The 14,639-nt window shown below is 68.2% G+C and carries 17 protein-coding genes and 1 tRNA gene; 8 read left to right on the top strand and 10 right to left on the bottom strand.

Going from position 1 to position 14,639, the window contains the following annotated elements; genetic code table 11:
• Position 1 precedes the first annotated feature (1 nt).
• The 3 genes from CDO46_RS11405 to CDO46_RS11395 all read left to right on the top strand — a co-directional run bounded on the left by CDO46_RS11405 (position 2) and on the right by CDO46_RS11395 (position 1,343).
• Positions 2–817 carry a sulfurtransferase gene (locus CDO46_RS11405; protein ID WP_087838585.1) on the top strand — a complete coding sequence of 272 codons (816 nt, stop codon included), beginning with the start codon at positions 2–4 and terminating at the stop codon, positions 815–817.
• Between the two features lie 33 nt (positions 818–850).
• Positions 851–926 (top strand) — tRNA-Thr (locus tag CDO46_RS11400).
• A 210-nt stretch (positions 927–1,136) separates the two neighbouring features.
• Positions 1,137–1,343, top strand: coding sequence for a cold-shock protein (locus CDO46_RS11395; protein ID WP_087838584.1), 207 nt, complete (start codon positions 1,137–1,139; stop codon positions 1,341–1,343).
• Positions 1,344–1,415: 72 nt separating this feature from the next.
• Here the strand turns inward: CDO46_RS11395 and infA are convergent, their stop codons facing one another.
• Entirely contained in the window at positions 1,416–1,676 is a 261-nt protein-coding gene (gene infA / locus CDO46_RS11390; protein ID WP_087838583.1) for a translation initiation factor IF-1, read from the bottom strand.
• A 232-nt stretch (positions 1,677–1,908) separates the two neighbouring features.
• Here infA and CDO46_RS11385 point away from each other — a divergent pair, with 232 nt between their 5' ends.
• Positions 1,909–3,120 carry an MFS transporter gene (locus tag CDO46_RS11385; protein ID WP_254914593.1) on the top strand — a complete coding sequence of 404 codons (1,212 nt, stop codon included), beginning with the start codon at positions 1,909–1,911 and terminating at the stop codon, positions 3,118–3,120.
• Between the two features lie 24 nt (positions 3,121–3,144).
• On the opposite strand, the gene CDO46_RS11380 is transcribed toward CDO46_RS11385, so the two are convergent.
• The 7 genes from CDO46_RS11380 to CDO46_RS11350 all read right to left on the bottom strand — a co-directional run bounded on the left by CDO46_RS11380 (position 3,145) and on the right by CDO46_RS11350 (position 8,327).
• A complete protein-coding gene (locus CDO46_RS11380; protein WP_087838581.1) occupies positions 3,145–3,567 on the bottom strand; it encodes a hypothetical protein in 423 nt (140 codons plus the stop codon).
• Positions 3,568–3,672: 105 nt separating this feature from the next.
• A complete protein-coding gene (locus CDO46_RS11375; RefSeq protein ID WP_087838580.1) occupies positions 3,673–4,011 on the bottom strand; it encodes a hypothetical protein in 339 nt (112 codons plus the stop codon).
• A gap of 67 nt (positions 4,012–4,078) precedes the next feature.
• Positions 4,079–5,050, bottom strand: a complete 972-nt coding sequence (locus CDO46_RS11370) for a tripartite tricarboxylate transporter substrate binding protein (protein WP_087838579.1) — start codon at positions 5,048–5,050, stop codon at positions 4,079–4,081.
• A 41-nt stretch (positions 5,051–5,091) separates the two neighbouring features.
• Positions 5,092–6,039 carry an SMP-30/gluconolactonase/LRE family protein gene (locus CDO46_RS11365; protein WP_087838578.1) on the bottom strand — a complete coding sequence of 316 codons (948 nt, stop codon included), beginning with the start codon at positions 6,037–6,039 and terminating at the stop codon, positions 5,092–5,094.
• Complete coding sequence (locus CDO46_RS11360) at positions 6,023–6,823, bottom strand: SDR family NAD(P)-dependent oxidoreductase (RefSeq protein ID WP_087838577.1); 801 nt, start codon at positions 6,821–6,823, stop codon at positions 6,023–6,025. Before CDO46_RS11360 ends, CDO46_RS11365 begins: the two co-directional genes overlap by 17 nt.
• Positions 6,824–6,860: 37 nt before the next feature.
• Positions 6,861–7,412: a carboxymuconolactone decarboxylase family protein gene (locus CDO46_RS11355; protein ID WP_176400715.1), complete on the bottom strand. Its 552-nt coding sequence runs from the start codon at positions 7,410–7,412 to the stop codon at positions 6,861–6,863.
• 45 nt (positions 7,413–7,457) lie between these two features.
• The gene (locus CDO46_RS11350; RefSeq protein ID WP_087838575.1) at positions 7,458–8,327 is read right to left on the bottom strand and encodes an amidohydrolase; all 870 of its coding nucleotides are present in this window, start codon (positions 8,325–8,327) and stop codon (positions 7,458–7,460) included.
• 107 nt (positions 8,328–8,434) lie between these two features.
• Between CDO46_RS11350 and CDO46_RS11345 the strand changes: the two genes are divergently transcribed.
• Positions 8,435–9,334, top strand: coding sequence for a LysR family transcriptional regulator (locus CDO46_RS11345; RefSeq protein WP_087838574.1), 900 nt, complete (start codon positions 8,435–8,437; stop codon positions 9,332–9,334).
• Positions 9,335–9,343: 9 nt separating this feature from the next.
• Here CDO46_RS11345 and hmpA read toward each other — a convergent pair whose 3' ends face one another.
• The gene (gene hmpA / locus CDO46_RS11340) at positions 9,344–10,522 is read right to left on the bottom strand and encodes an NO-inducible flavohemoprotein (protein ID WP_087838573.1); all 1,179 of its coding nucleotides are present in this window, start codon (positions 10,520–10,522) and stop codon (positions 9,344–9,346) included.
• A 163-nt stretch (positions 10,523–10,685) separates the two neighbouring features.
• On the opposite strand from hmpA, the gene norR reads away from it, so the two are divergent.
• The gene (norR, locus tag CDO46_RS11335; RefSeq protein ID WP_087838572.1) at positions 10,686–12,266 is read left to right on the top strand and encodes a nitric oxide reductase transcriptional regulator NorR; all 1,581 of its coding nucleotides are present in this window, start codon (positions 10,686–10,688) and stop codon (positions 12,264–12,266) included.
• A 38-nt stretch (positions 12,267–12,304) separates the two neighbouring features.
• Entirely contained in the window at positions 12,305–12,496 is a 192-nt protein-coding gene (locus tag CDO46_RS28355; RefSeq protein ID WP_176400714.1) for a LysR family transcriptional regulator, read from the top strand.
• Positions 12,497–12,614: 118 nt separating this feature from the next.
• Here CDO46_RS28355 and CDO46_RS11325 read toward each other — a convergent pair whose 3' ends face one another.
• Positions 12,615–13,301, bottom strand: a complete 687-nt coding sequence (locus CDO46_RS11325; protein WP_087838570.1) for a GntR family transcriptional regulator — start codon at positions 13,299–13,301, stop codon at positions 12,615–12,617.
• 278 nt (positions 13,302–13,579) lie between these two features.
• Between CDO46_RS11325 and CDO46_RS11320 the strand changes: the two genes are divergently transcribed.
• The gene (locus tag CDO46_RS11320) at positions 13,580–14,557 is read left to right on the top strand and encodes an NAD(P)-dependent oxidoreductase (RefSeq protein WP_087838569.1); all 978 of its coding nucleotides are present in this window, start codon (positions 13,580–13,582) and stop codon (positions 14,555–14,557) included.
• Positions 14,558–14,639 lie beyond the last annotated feature (82 nt).

Here is a 14,639-nt window from a genome sequence, read left to right as displayed (position 1 = left end):
CATGAGCACCGTTCTTCCCGCTTCCGATACGCTTTCCCCCTTCATCTCCGCTGAAACCCTGGCGGCGGCCCTGGCCTCGGGAAACGTGGCCGTGGTCTACGTCGCCCCCGATGCGGGCCCGCCGCCGGCCGAGCCGGTGCCGGGTTCCATCGAGACCGCGCTGCCGACGCACTACGCCGAGCCTGGCGATCCCGCCCGCGGCCGCCTGCCGCTGCCCGCGCCCGAAGCGGTCCGTCGCTGGACGGCCGAGGCCGGCCTGGACCCGGACGGCGACATCGTCGTCTATGACGCCGCCAATGGCTCGGCTGCCGCGCGCGCATGGTGGGTGCTGACCTGGGCCGGCCTGCCTCGCGTCCGCATCCTGGATGGCGGCCTGGGGGCATGGGCCGCCCGAGGCGCAGGCGCGGCGCCGCTTGCCGCGCCGGCTGCCGCGCCTGAACTGCCTTCCATCGATACGGACGTCATCGCCGCGGATCTCCCGGCATATCGCCTGTTCGATGCACGTACCGCGGCGGCCTATGCCGGCGACGGCAGGCAGCCGTCCCACTTGCCGGGCGCGGTCAGCAGTCCCGCCGGCATCTGGCAGGATGCGAACGGCCGCCTGCTGCCTTTCGCCCAGCGCGAGGCCCTGGCGCGCAAGCTCGGCCTGTTCGACGACGACGAGCGGCCGGTGGTGGCCTATTGCGGATCGGGCGTGGCGGCCGCGTACTGGATCGCCGCCGTGCAGGATCTGGGAGTGAAGGCGGCGCTGTACGCGGGCTCGTGGAGCGCCTGGTCCTGCGACCCGGCGCGTGTCGCGGCGGCCGCCCCGGCGTGACGGACATCGATTTCCATTACAATCCCGCCTTCTGCCGGTGTAGCTCAGTTGGTAGAGCAGCTCACTTGTAATGAGAAGGTCGAGGGTTCGATTCCTTTCACCGGCACCAGTGCCTTGTCATTTCCCCGGATAGGACCGCGTCCTGACAAGGCCGATTTGACATCTCGCGCTATCCGGTCCATAGTCCGCCAGCCACGACCTTCAAGAGTCGTAATCCAGTTCAGTCAAAGTCCACGATAGCGGTCTTCGTCGTTCCAATTTCTTCCTTGAGTGTCGTGAGTTGACGGGAAATCCGTTTTTTTATCACCAAGGAAATGACATGGAACAAACAGGCATCGTCAAGTGGTTCAACTCCGAGAAGGGCTTCGGTTTCATCGTGCCGGACGCGGGCGGCAAGGATCTGTTCGCGCACTTTTCGGAAATCCAGGGCAGCGGCCACCGCTCCCTGGAAGAGAACCAGCGCGTGAGCTTCATCGCCGGCCAGGGCGCCAAGGGCCCGGCGGCGACCAAGATCAAGGTGCTTTGAGCTTGCGCAAGCAGGCTGACTGAAAGCCGACAGCTCCCCAGGGAGCTGTTTTCATTTGGACGGCCGTGGCCGTCATTTTTTCCGGGGATTGGGGCCGGGGTTGGCAGGGCGGCCCGCGATATGGCGGAACGTGATGCGGCCCTTGGTCATGTCGTAGGGGGACATCTCGAGCGTGACGTCGTCGCCCGCGAGTACGCGGATGTTGAATTTACGCATCTTTCCGCCGGAATACGCGGTGATTTCGAAGCCGTTTTCCAGCGTGACCCGGAACCGTGAGTCAGGCAGGACCTCGTTGACCACGCCACGCATTTCGATCAAATCTTCCTTGGGCAAACTGCTCGCTCCTAAATGGGTCTGGCGAAAAAGCCCGTGACCCGGGTGGGCCATGTTGCACTGTTTGCCGCAATTGGGCAACCGCCGCGATCCGGGCAGACCGCCGGGATCCCTGGCGGTATCATGAAGGGCAAACCCCGGATCACCGGGCGGGACGCCGCATTTCCCCCTTGGCATCCCCGACAAGCGCGACGCAAGAGACTCGATGACACGCACCGCACCGGCCTGGCTGATGCCAGTAGTGGCCATTTGCATTCTGCAGACCATTTCGTCGTTCCTGACCCGCCTCATTCCCATCATCGCGCCGGCCATGTCCGCGGAGTTCGGCTGGAGCGGCAGTTCCATCGGTTATCTGACCGCCAGCAACTCGATGGGCGGACTGGCCATCCTGCTCGCGGGCTCCGCGCTGCTCAAGCAGGTCGGCGGCATGCGCACCCTGCAACTGACGTTGTCGCTGGGGGCGGTTTGCCTGGCGTTCCTGCTGTATCCCAGCCTGGGCGTGGCGCTGGCCGCGTGCTTTGCCATGGGCCTGAGCAATGGCGCCGCCAACCCGGCCGGCAGCGAGGTCCTGCAAAGATTCTCCCCGCCGGGCAAGCGCAACCTGATGTTCTCGATCAAGCAGGCCGGCGTGCCGCTGGGCGGCGTGATGGCGGGGCTGCTCGTGCCTGCCGTGGTGGCGCTGGCGGGCTGGCGCATCGCCCTGTTGGCCTGTGCGGTGGTCGTGTTGCTGCCCATTGTGCTGACCTGGCGGCTGAGCGCGGGGCTGGACGAGGTCCCCGAGCGGACGGGGCGCGCCTTTCCGATGCCGACGTGGCGGTCGCTGCGTACCCTGGGCGTGCCCCTGGCATCGCTGATGCACAACCGCGGCCTGCTGAAGATCTCCGTCGTGGGCAGCCTGTTCGCCGTGTCCCAGAGCTGCTGGTTCACGTTCACCGTGGTCTATCTGGTCGATGGGCTGGGTTATTCCCTGGGGCGGGCCGGCATGGTGTTCGCGGTGATGCAGGCGGGGGGCGTGATCGGCCGTATCGCGCTGGGCTGGTTGTCCGACTATCTGCGGTCGGCCACCGCGGTGCTGTCGATCGCGGCCGTGCTGTCGGCGGTGACCACGGTGCTGCTGGGGCTCACCAGTCCGGCCTGGCCGCTGTGGGCGGCCATCGTGCTGGCCTTCGTCGCGGGATGCTCGGCCGCGAGCTGGAACGGCGTGCAGATCGCGGAAGTGGCGCGCCGCTCGCCGCCGCACATGATTTCGGAAACCGCCGCGGGGTCCAGCATCCTGGTCAACCTGACCAACATGGTGGCGCCCACGCTGTTCGCGATATTCGTCTCGGCCGGCGGGGGCTACGGCCTTGCCTTCATCTGCGCCGGGGCGTGTTCGCTGCTGGTGCTGGTCTGCCTGCCGCGCGAGCGGAGCGAGGTCGGCGCACAGGAACGCCCCGCACGCTAAGGGCCGTCCACGCGGCCACCGCGGTCAGCCCGCGGCATCCAGCCTGGCTCGCCGGGCTCGTGGCCGGGGCGCGACGCCCAGGCGCGGGTCGCGTTCCCGTGCGAGTTCCGCCAGCCTGGCCGCGACGGTTTCGAACTCCGCGTGGTCCTGCGGCAGGTACAGCCACTTGCCCAGCACCGCGTGGGGACGCAGCGCGGGCTCGTCGTCGATCAGCGCGGCGTGGCGGTCCTTGGACGTGCAGACCAGCAGGCCGCTCCAGGGATCGCCGCGGTCCGCCACCACGAGGCACAGCAGGTCGTCCAGGTAGGCGGCGATGCAGCCGAACATGCGCTTGCTGGAATAGCCCGCGTCCCGTTCCAGCGGCTCGAAGATCCACAGCAGCGAGTTGCGCGGCGCGGCGGCCTGGCGGCGGGGCGGCGCGAAAGGGAGGGAGCGGTCCTTGGGCATGAATGGGCTAGCTCGTCAGCAATGCCGGCAGCCTTCCCGCCGCCGTCTGTCCAGGATACAGGGTTTGCAGCGTGCGTCCCGGGCCCGCCATGTCGCGCGCCGGCATCAGTCCCGCTGCCGTTCGCACACCGCCTGCGCATCGGCATAGGGAACGACGGCTTCGGGGGTGGCCATCATGGTCGAGCCGCCCGCCGCATGCCACCGCCGGACGGTTTGCCCTTCCTGGTAGGCCACGGCATAGACCCGTCCCTGGCACAGGTCGTCCAGGCGCCGGTCGAGGCGGGCGCGCAGTTCGGCGGGGGATTCCCCGGGCTGGCCGACGACCCGGACGGCGCGCGCGTCCGGGCCCAGTTCCGTTTCGATCGCCTGCGGTTCGGCGGCGGCCGCGCCGGCGGCCAGGCAGCCGGCCCAGGCCAGCATGCGCCATGTCGTCCGTATCTCCATCCCACGTCTCCTTGTGCGGGTGCGGAGCAACGATACGTGGGCGCCGGTCGGCCGGCAAGCGGCGGGCTTACTCGTCGGCCTTGATCCCTTCCGCGCGGATCAGGTCACCCCACTTCTTGGCATCCTTGCGGCCCAGTTCGTCGAATTCCCTGGGCGTGGTGGGCGACAGTTCGACACCGCTCGACTCGGCGTAGGCCTTCAGCTCGGGCGAAGCCAGGACCTTGCGGACCGCGGCGTTCAATTCGGCCACCTTGTCGGCCGGCGTGCCCTTGGGCGCATACAGGCCGTACCAGTTGTTGGCGTAGACGTTGGGCACGCCCAGTTCGTCGAAGGTGGGGACGTCGGGAAGCAGGGGCGAGCGCTTGGGCGCGGCGATGGCGAGCGCCTTGGCCTTGCCCGCCTTGATGTTCGACATCAGGCCGGAGATGTCGCCGATGAAGCCGTCGACCTGTCCCCCTATGGTGTCGGTAATGGCGGGCGCGGCGCCCTTGTAGGGCACATGCAGGATGTTGGCCTTGGTCGACAGCTTCAACTGCACGATGGCCATGTGCGGCATGCTGCCCACGCCGGAGGAGGCCATCGTGGCGCCCTTCTGCGTCTTGGCGCGCGCGACGAAATCCTTGGCGGTCTTGCTGGGATGGTTGGGGCCGACGATCAGCACTTCGGGCGTGGAAACCAGCAGGGAGACCGGCGCGAAATCCTTGGCAGGATCGTAGATCAGCTTGGGGTACAGGGCGGGGTTGATCGAGATCGCGCCCACCGAACTCAGGAACAGCGTCTGGCCGTCGGGCCGCGCGCGGGCCACCTGGCTGGCGGCGATGGCGCCGTTGCCGCCCGGCTTGTTCTCGATGACGACGGTCTGCTTGAGCTCTTTCTCGAGCTGGGTGGCGACGACGCGCGCCAGCGAGTCGGCGGGGCCCCCGGGCGGGAAGGCGACGACGATGCTGGTGACGGACTGGGCCTGCGCGCCGAAGGCGGCCAGGCCGAGAAGCGCCGCGGCCAGCGGCGCGAGAGCTTGGAAACGGATCGGATTGAACATGGTGTTCTCCTTTATCGTTTTTGAAGTCCGGGCGCGGGCGTTCAGCCGCCGGAGGCGCCCTGGGTGTTGACGAACAACGAGTAGATCGACGTGCTGGAAGCCATGAACAGGCGGTTGCGATGCTTGCCGCCAAAACAGAGATTCGCGCAGCGCTCGGGCAGGGCGATGCGGCCCAGGAGTTCCCCCCGCGGCGAGTAGACGCGGACCCCGTCGAGCTCGGGCGTGCCCATGCCCCAGCCGCACCAGAGGTTGCCTTCCACGTCCACGCGAAAGCCGTCGGGCGTGCCGTCGGCGGCGTCGAACAGCACGCGTTGCGGCCCCAGCCGGCGGCCGTCGTCCGAGACGTCGAACACCAGGATGTTGCGGGGCCGGGCACGCGATTCGATCACGTACAGCTGTTTCTCGTCCGGCGAGAAGGCCAGGCCGTTCGGTCCGTTGACCGTGTCGCAGACCATATCGACCGCGCCGCTGTGCGGGTCGATGCGATAGATGGCCGCGGGGATTTCCTGCTCGGCCTTTTCGCCCTGGTAGTAGCCGACGATGCCGAAAGGCGGATCGGTGAACCAGATCGAGCCGTCGGATTTCACGACGACGTCGTTGGGCGAGTTCAGCCGCTTGCCCTGGTAGCGGTCGGCCAGCACGGTGATGCGGCCGTCGTGTTCGGTGCGGGTCACGCGCCGCCCCTGGTGCTCGCAGGTGACCAGCCGTCCCTGGCGGTCGCGCGTGTTGCCGTTCGCGTGGCCGGACACCGGCCGCCACACGTGCGTCTGGCCCGTGATCTCGTCCCAGCGCATGATGCGATCGTTGGGCACGTCGCTCCACAGCAGGTAGCGGGCGTCGCCGAACCACACCGGCCCTTCGGCCCAGCGGCATCCCGTGGCCAGGCGTTCGACGGCCGCCAGCGGCAGCACCAGTTTCTCGAAGCGCGGATCCAGCGCGATGACGGCCGGATCGGGATAGCGCACGGGGGCGTCAGTCGCAGCGCGCACTCATGCCTCCGTCGACCACGATTTCGGTGGCGGTGATGAAGCGGGCTTCGCTGGAAGCCAGGAATAGCGCGGCGTTGGCGGTGTCCAGGCCATCGCCCATGAAGGGCAGCGGGATGCGCGACTGCCGTTGCGCCAGCAGTTTTTCCACGTCGCCTCCCGCGCGTTGCCCGGCCAGCCGGACCTCCACCATCGGCGTATGCATCTGGCCCGGAATGACGGTGTTGCAGCGGATGTTCTTCTTCGCGTACTCCAGCGCCACGACGCGCGACAGCTGGATGACGCCTGCCTTGGCGCTGGCGTAGCCGACCTGGGCCGAGCCGGTCCAGCGCGTGCCGGAAGTCGATGCGATGTTGACGATGGCGCCGCCGCCTTGTTCCACCATCAGCGGCAGCACGTGGCGGCAACCCAGGTAGACGCTTTTCAGGTTGAAGTCGATCTGCGCGTCCCATGCCGCTTCGTCCAGGTCCACGGGGCCGCCCTTGCGCGAGCCGCCCACGTTGTTGACCAGGATGTCCACGCCGCCCCAGGTGTCGACGCAGGCGCGCACCATGTCGCGCACCTCGTCCGACGAGGTGACGTCGCAGCGCCAGATGGCGATCTCGCCGCCGATCTCGCGCACGCGGGCCACGGTTTCCTCCATGGCGGCGGGGTCGCGGTCCACCGCGAACACGCGCGCGCCTTCCTGCGCGAAACGGTAGGCGATGGCGCGGCCGTTGCCCCAGCCGGGGCCGACGCTGCCCGCGCCGGTGACGATCGCTATCTTGCCTTGCAGGCGGCCAGTCATGGTGTGTCTCTCGTATCTGATGATGGTTGGAAATGAATCAGCGCCCGAACTCGACGGTGCTGCCGTCGGGCGTGGGAATCTCGAAGACGCTCAGCGTCATCGAGATCAGCGTGTAGTAGCCGGCCATGCCGACCAGGTCCACGACACCGTCCTGGCCCAGCACTTCGACGGCTTCCTGGTAGAGCGCGTCCGGGACCTGCCGCGTTTCCACCAGCTCGCGCACGAAACGGTAGACGACCGATTCGTCGCGCTGGGTGAACACGGGCGTGGTTCCCGCGCGGATCTGCTCGGCCACGTCGGCGTCCAGGCCCGCCTTCAGCGCGATGGGGTGGTGCGCCCACCATTCGAAGGGGGCCCGCCACAGCGCGGCCATGGTCAGGATGGCCAGTTCGGACAGGCGCGGGGGCAGGCTGGAGTCGTAGCGGCAATACTGGCCCAGGGCCTGGGCGTGCTCGGCCAGGCCGGGGCGGTGCAGCCAGATCGCCAGCGGGCCGCGCACCTTGCCGCGCGGGCCCGACGCGATGGCGTCGTAGACGCGGCGCTGGTGTTCGGACATCTGTTCGACGTCGGGGGGATTCAGTCTAGGCATGGTCAGGTCTCCTGGTGTCCTGGGCGAAGTGGAACACGCGCCGTGTCATTGCGCGAACCGGAACAACTCGTGGGGGTTGTCCGCCAGGATGCGTCGGCGCGTGGCGGCATCGGGGCACAGCCGCAGGAAGGTGTTCAGCAGTTCGCCATCGTCGGGCATGTCGCCGCGCACGTTCGGATGGGGCCAGTCCGTGCCCCACAGCAGGCGCTCGGGCATGGCTTCCAGCAGCGCCGACACCAGCGGCTCGGCGTCCTGGAACGGCCGCTTGCCGCTGCTGGACGTGCGGTCCAGCCCGGAAATCTTCACCCAGGCGCGAGGGTGGTCGCGCAGCGCGAGCAAGGCGCGGAAGGCCGCCCCCTGCGTGCCTTCGGCGGCGGCCACGCGGCCCATGTGGTCGATCACGAACGGAACGGGCAAGGTTCTCAGCCTGGGCAGCAGGCCTTCGAGCGAGGCCTGGTCCGAATGGATGCAGACATGCCAGCCGAAGGGCGCGATGCGCGGCACGACCTGCGCCAGTTCGTCCCAGCCGGCGTTGGCCAGGTGGGCCACGAAATTGAAGCGCACGCCGCGCACCCCGCGCCGGTCGAGTTCGGCGATGCGCGCCTCGTCGGCTTGCGGATCCAGCAGCGCCACGGCCCGGTATTGGCCCGCGCCGCGATCCAGCGCGTCGAGCGTGACCGACAGGTCGTAGCCGTGGCAGCCCGGATGCACGATGACGCCACGCTCGAATCCCAGCCGCCGATGCAGGTCGCGCAGCCGTTCGAAGGGCGCGTCGGGCGGCGTGTAGGGGCGGTCGTCCGCGTAGGGGAAGACGTCGGCGGGACCGAAGACGTGGAAGTGGGTGTCGCAGGCGTGCTTCGGCAGGGACTCGGCGGCAGGCGTGATCTCGGCCAGGGGAGGAGCGCAGTCGGGCATGGCGGGATAGCGGTGAACGTCAGCCCCGCATCATGCGCAAGCCCTCGGAGCCGAGCAATGCGCCCAGCCTGACTTCTGATATAGGAAAAACGTATACCATTGCGTCCATGGACCTTCGGCAAATCCGCTACTTCATCGTCGTCTGCGAAATGCGCAGCCTTTCCCGCGCGGGCGAGGTGCTGGGCGTCTCGCAGCCCTCGCTCAGCCGGCAGATCCAGTTGCTCGAAGCCGAACTGCGCCATCATCTGCTGGCGCGCACCGGCCGGGGCGTCGAACCCACCGAGGCCGGCCTGCGGTTCCTGGAGCACGCCAAGACGCTCGATGCCATGGCCCAGCACGCGCGCCAGGACATGCGCGCCTTTCGCGCCGCCGCCCAGGACAAGGTGCGGCTGGGCATGCCGCATCGCGTGGCGCGCCGCATGGCGCCACACATCGTGCAGTCGTTCCGCCGCCTGCACCCCGACGCCGCGCTGACGCTGGCCGAGGGCCTGAGTTCCGAGATGAACGAATGGCTGGTCAAGGGCAGGGTGGACCTGGCGCTGCTGTACGATCCGCCGTCCTCGTCCCTGCTGCGGTTCGAGTCCATCTACCGCGAGGACCTGGTGCTGGCCTATGGCAAGGCCTGCCGGCCGGTGCCCCCGCCGCGCGTGCGTGCGCGCGACCTGGGCCGCTATCCGCTGGTGCTGCCCAGCGCGCCCAACACCATCCGCGCGCTGGTGGACCGCACCTGCCGCGAATTGAACGTGACGCTGGACGTCGTGGCCGAGGTGGACGTGGTGCACACCATCCTCGAGACCATGGCCGAGGAAGGCATGTTCACCATCATCCCGCGCTCGGCGCTGAGCGACATGGCGGGCCAGGACTTCCTGGCCTTCTCGTCCATCGTCGAGCCGGTCATCATGAACAACCTGACCCTGGCCACGCCCGCCAGCGGCCCGCTGCCTCCGCTGGCGGAGGCGACCGCGCAGATCATCCGCGGGCTGGAGATGAAGCGCTTCTTTGCGTAGCGGCGCGCTTTACGCCATCGCCTCCGGCCCGAAGAACTCGTAGCGCGTCTGCGCTTCCGGCACGCCCAACTCCTTCAGGTAGCGCCGCACGTTGCGCATGAAGGGCTTGGGGCCCAGGAAGTAGACGTCGACGTCGCGGTCCTGCGGCAGCCATTGCGCCAGTTGCTCCTTGGTCAGCAGGCCGACCGCATCGGGGCGCTGCGCCGTCTCGCCGGCCTCGTCGTAGCAATAGAAGCGCTTGAGCTGCGGAAACTTGCCGGCCGCGGCGTCCACGTAGTCGCGGAAGGCGTGGACCGCCTGGTTGCGGGCGCAGTGGATGAAGTGGATGGCGCGCGAGCTGCCCAGGGCGGCCTGCAGCATGGCCAGGGTGGGCGTGATGCCGACGCCGCCGCTGATCAGCACCAGCGGCTTGTCGCTGGCCTGCAGCGTGAAGTTGCCCGAGGGCGGGAAGAGTTCCAGTGTGTCGCCTTCGCCGATCTTGTCGTGCAGATGGTTGGAAACCACGCCGTCGCCTTGGCGCTTGACGCTGATGCGGTACTCGCGGCCGTTGGGCGGCGCGGACAGCGAGTAGTTGCGGCGCACTTCCTCGCCGTCGACGACCAGCTTCAGGCCGATGTACTGGCCGGGCTGGAAGTCCAGCAGGGCGCCGCCATCGGCGGGCACCAGGTAGAACGAGGTGATCTCGGCGCTTTCCTGTTCCTTGCGGGCGACGCGGAAGGTGCGCGCGCCGCGCCAGCCGCCGGCTGCGTTCTCCTGCGTGGCGTAGCACTGTTCCTCGGCGCCGATCAGCAGCGTGGCCAGTTGCTGGTAGGCGGCACCCCAGGCCTCGATGACTTCGTCGGTGGCGACGTCGGGGCCGAGCACTTCGCGGATGGCGCGCAGCAGGCAGGTGCCGACGATGGGATAGTGTTCGGGCAGGATCTGCAGCCCGACGTGCTTGTTCACGATGCGGCCGACCAGCCCGCCCAGGGGCGTAAGGTCGTCGATGTGGCGCGCATAGGCCAGCACGCCGTTGGCCAGCGCGCGCGGCTGGTCGCCGCTGGCCTGGTGGGCCTGGTTGAACAGGGGCCGGACCTCCGGGTACTCGGCCAGCATCAGGCGGTAGAAATGGGTGGTCAGGGTTTCGCCGCCGGTTTCCAGCAGCGGGACAGTGGCCTTGATGATGGCTCGTTGTTGAGCGGACAGCATGGTATCTCCTGCAAGAGCGGCCGGCCGGAAAGGGGGCGGCCTTCGCTTCCCTCTTTCAAGATGCATGCCAGGCCGATTCTCGCGGCACTGCGCCATTTTTCGCGGGGGCGAGTCATATTGACCTATAATTTTCATGTGTCTTTATGACCTATTGTTAGTCAGAATGACTGCAAATGCCCTGCTGCATGCCCTTGTTCCATTGGTGGATGACCTGGCGCGCGACCTTGCCGAAGGGGAGCGTTACCGGCGTCTGCTGGAAGCCGTGCGCACCTTGGTTCCTTGCGATGCAGCAGCCCTGCTGCGGCTGGACGGCGAATGGCTGGTGCCGCTGGCGGTCGATGGCCTGAGTAGCGACACGCTGGGCCGCCGTTTCAAGGTGGACGAACATCCCCGTTTCCAGTTGCTGCTCCAGTCCGACGGCCCGACGCGCTTCCCGGCCGGCAGCCGCCTGCCCGATCCCTACGACGGACTGGTCGAAGGGATGGAAGGCGAGCAATTGGAAGTGCACGACTGCCTGGGCTGTGTGCTGCGGGTGGGCGAGCGCCCCTGGGGCCTGCTGACGCTGGACGCGCTGGAGGCCGGGCGTTTCTCGGCGCACGACCTGGACGCCTTGCAGGCGTTCGCCAGCCTGGCCGCCGCCACGGTCAGCGTGGCCGACCGGTTGCAGCAACTGGCCTCGCGCGCCAGCGACGAACACCAACGCGCGGAAATCTACCGCGCCGCGGCGGCGGAAGCCGCGCCGCGTCCGCTGCTCGGGCACAGCGCCTTCATCCGGCGCCTGCTGGACGAAGTCCGTGCGGTGGGCGCCAGCGACCTGACCGTGCTGGTGACGGGCGAGACCGGCGTCGGCAAGGAGTTGGTGGCGCAGGCGCTGCATGCGGCTTCGCCGCGCGCGGCCCGGCCGCTCGTCAGCATCAATTGCGCGGCGCTGCCCGAGGCCCTGGTGGAGAGCGAGCTGTTCGGCCACGTCAAGGGCGCGTTCTCGGGCGCGGTGGGCGACCGGCGCGGCAAGTTCGAACTCGCCGATGGCGGCACCCTGCTGCTGGACGAAGTGGGCGAGCTGCCGCTGCCGGTGCAGGCCAAGCTGCTGCGGGTGCTGCAAAGCGGCCAGTTGCAGCGCCTGGGCTCGGACCGCGAGCATCATGTGGACGTGCGGCTGATCGCGGCCACCAACCGGGACCTGGCCGAGGAGGTCCGCAAGGGACGCTTCCGCGCCGACCTCTACCACCGCCTGAGCGTCTACCCGCTGCGGGTGCCGCCCCTGCGCGAACGGGGCCGCGACGTGCTGCTGCTCAGCGGCGCTTTCCTGGACGAGAACCGCTCGCGCCTGGGACTGCGCAACCTGCGCCTGTCCGCCGAGGCGCAGGCGGCCCTGCTGGCCTACGACTGGCCGGGCAACGTCCGCGAACTGGAGCACCTGATCAGTCGCAGCGCGTTGAAGGCGCTGTCCCGGCAGGCCAAGCGCCCGGCCATCCTGACGCTGACCGTGGCGGACCTTGGGCTGGAGGAAAGGCATGCGGCGCAGCCCGCTCGCGCGCACGATGATCCGGCCGCCGCCGCCCGCGTGTCGGCGCAGCCGCTGAAGCAGGCGGTCGAGGACTACCAGCGCAGCCTGATCGCCGCCGCCCTGCGCCGCCATGGCGACAACTGGTCGGCGGCCGCGCGCGAGCTGGGCGTGGACCGGGCCAACCTGGCGCGCCTGGCTGCCAGGCTGGGTCTGCGGCCTGCGGCATCGGAGCCCTGACGGGGCCTGGGGCGCAAGCGGAAAAGGAGAGGAGTGCCGTGAGCAAGCGGCTGGCGGAGCTCGAGCGCGAGCATGGCGTGGCGTTGCTGCGGCGGACCGGCCGGGGCGTCGAGCCGACGGCGGCGGGCGAGGCGCTGTACCGCCATGCGACCTCGCTGCTGTCGGCCGCGCGTCAGTTGGAGCGGACCCTGGCGAGTCATGCGCAACATGTCGCGCCGGCCGGCCGATGAGAGTGTCATGACTGCCTCCTATGTGCTGTTCTAGTCAGGCCATCATAGGAAGCGGCCTCGCGGCCGGGTTGAAAATCAGGAACGGAAATGGTTCCCGGATTTCATGCCGGTACGGCGGTCAGTGATCCGAGGCGAAACGCTCGGCCAGGACCTCGGTCGTGCGCATCAGGTGCAGCTTGAGCAGCGCCACGGCCTTGGAGGCCTGTCCCGACAGCGCGGCCTTCATGATGGCCTCGTGCTCGCTGATCACGTCCTGCGCCAGTTGGCGCTGCGACAACGGATGGACCAGGCGGATGCGCCGATAGCGCTCGGAATGGTTGACCAGTTGCTCGTTGATCCGCAGCAGCCATTTGGACCTGGCCGCCGACAGCAGCGCCCGGTGGAATTCGCGGTGCGCGGCTTCCCAGTAGTCGGCGCCATCGTGTTCGGACGGACTGTTGGGCAAGGGCGCCTTCGAAAGCTTGTACCAGGCGGAGGTGACGGCGGCTCCCCAGTTGTCGTCGCCATGGGCGATGGCGTCCTCGAACAGCATGCTTTCGATGGCGATGCGCGCCGACATGAGGTCGTCCAGGTCCGCCCGCGACAGCGGCGCCACGCGGAAGCCGCGCTGGCCTTCGTTGTTGACCAGGCCTTCGCCCGACAGCTGCAGCAAGGCCTCGCGGATGGGACTCAGGCCCAGATCGTAGCGCTTCTGGAGATCGGCCAGCTTGAGCTTTTCTCCCGGAGCCAGCTCGCCGGAAATGATGTCGGTACGCATGCGCTCGTGGGCGACTTCCGAGATCGTACGCTTGGGTGCCTGGGCCATGGTGTCTGGAGATTTGCCTGGAGAGGGCGCGCCGTTTCCTGCCTGGCCGCGCCGTTGGGTATGACGGAAATTATAAATTCTTTCATTCCCGGGCCGAAGTCCATTGCTTCGATTCGCTGGCGAAACACGCCAGATTCCTCGTGCCGCAAGCCTTGCAGCGCTTGCGGGACCCTTAGGGGATTTCCCTTTAAAATGTAAATTAATAAGGAATTTATATTTAATGCAAAAAATTCGATGGATAGAATGCGCCGCATAAGCAATATCCAACGGCGAATTCCATGGCCATCCTGATTACCGGCGCGGGACTGATCGGCTGCCATACCGCCCGTCTGCTGGCGGAGCGGGGCGAACGGGTCGTGCTCTACGACGCCTGCCCCATTCCCGGCGCGATTGCCTCCATCGTGGACGATTCGCGGGCCTCGGTCGTAACCGGCGATGTGACCGACCTGGATCATCTGGCGCGCGTGGCCGAGCAGGAAGGCGTCGACCGGGTCGTGCATACCGCCGCCCTGCTGTCCAATGCCATCCGCCGATCGCCGCTCGACGGTATCCGCGTCAACGTGATGGGGACCGCCAACATCCTCGAGCTTGCCCGTCGTCTGGCGTTCAAGCGCGTCGTGCTGGCCAGCTCCACCACCGTCCACTACCCGGCGTTCGGCGATTTCGCCGGTCCGGCCTTCCCCGAGGACTACCCCATGCGCATGCTCGCTCATCGGCCGGCGTCGATCTATGCGGGCACCAAGGTCGCCGCCGAATACTTCGGCCTGCTGTACCGCGATCTCCATGCGCTGGACGTGGTCGCGTTGCGCTATGCCGCCGTGCTGGGCGGATGGTCCGGTCCGGGCACCTCGGTGCCCGGCAAGCTGCTGGCCACCTTGCTCGAAGCGGCCCGTGCCGGCCGCGAGGCGGTGATCGACGATCCGCTGCTGGTCTGGGAGGGGGGCGATGAATTCGTCGATGCCCGCGATTGCGCCCGGGCCAACGTCGCCGCGCTCGATGCGCGCGAGCCGGCACAGGGCGTCTACACCATAGGCAGCGGCGCGCTGCATCGCTTCGATGACTTCGTCGATGCGGTCCGCGCGGCGCACCCCGGGCTGCGCGTGCGGTTGGCGGTCACGCCCAAGGGCGGATTCGCCGGTTTTCCGCACATACGCCATACGCCTTCGGACATCTCCGCCGCGCGCCGCGAACTGGGTTGGGCACCCAGCCATGCGCTGGCCGATTCCGTGCGGCACTTTTTCGAACACATGCCCTAGTACGGCTGCGGCCGGCGGCCGCGCAACCCCGCATCCAGGCGTTCCGTGCCACCCCGAAGGGGGAGGCGGGCCCCCTTTTACC

It is taken from the genome of Pigmentiphaga sp. NML030171, from assembly GCF_002188635.1.
GTDB lineage: Bacteria > Pseudomonadota > Gammaproteobacteria > Burkholderiales > Burkholderiaceae_B > Pigmentiphaga > Pigmentiphaga daeguensis.
Note: the sequence above shows the minus strand (reverse complement) of the source record. Positions and strands in the feature narration are given on the sequence as shown.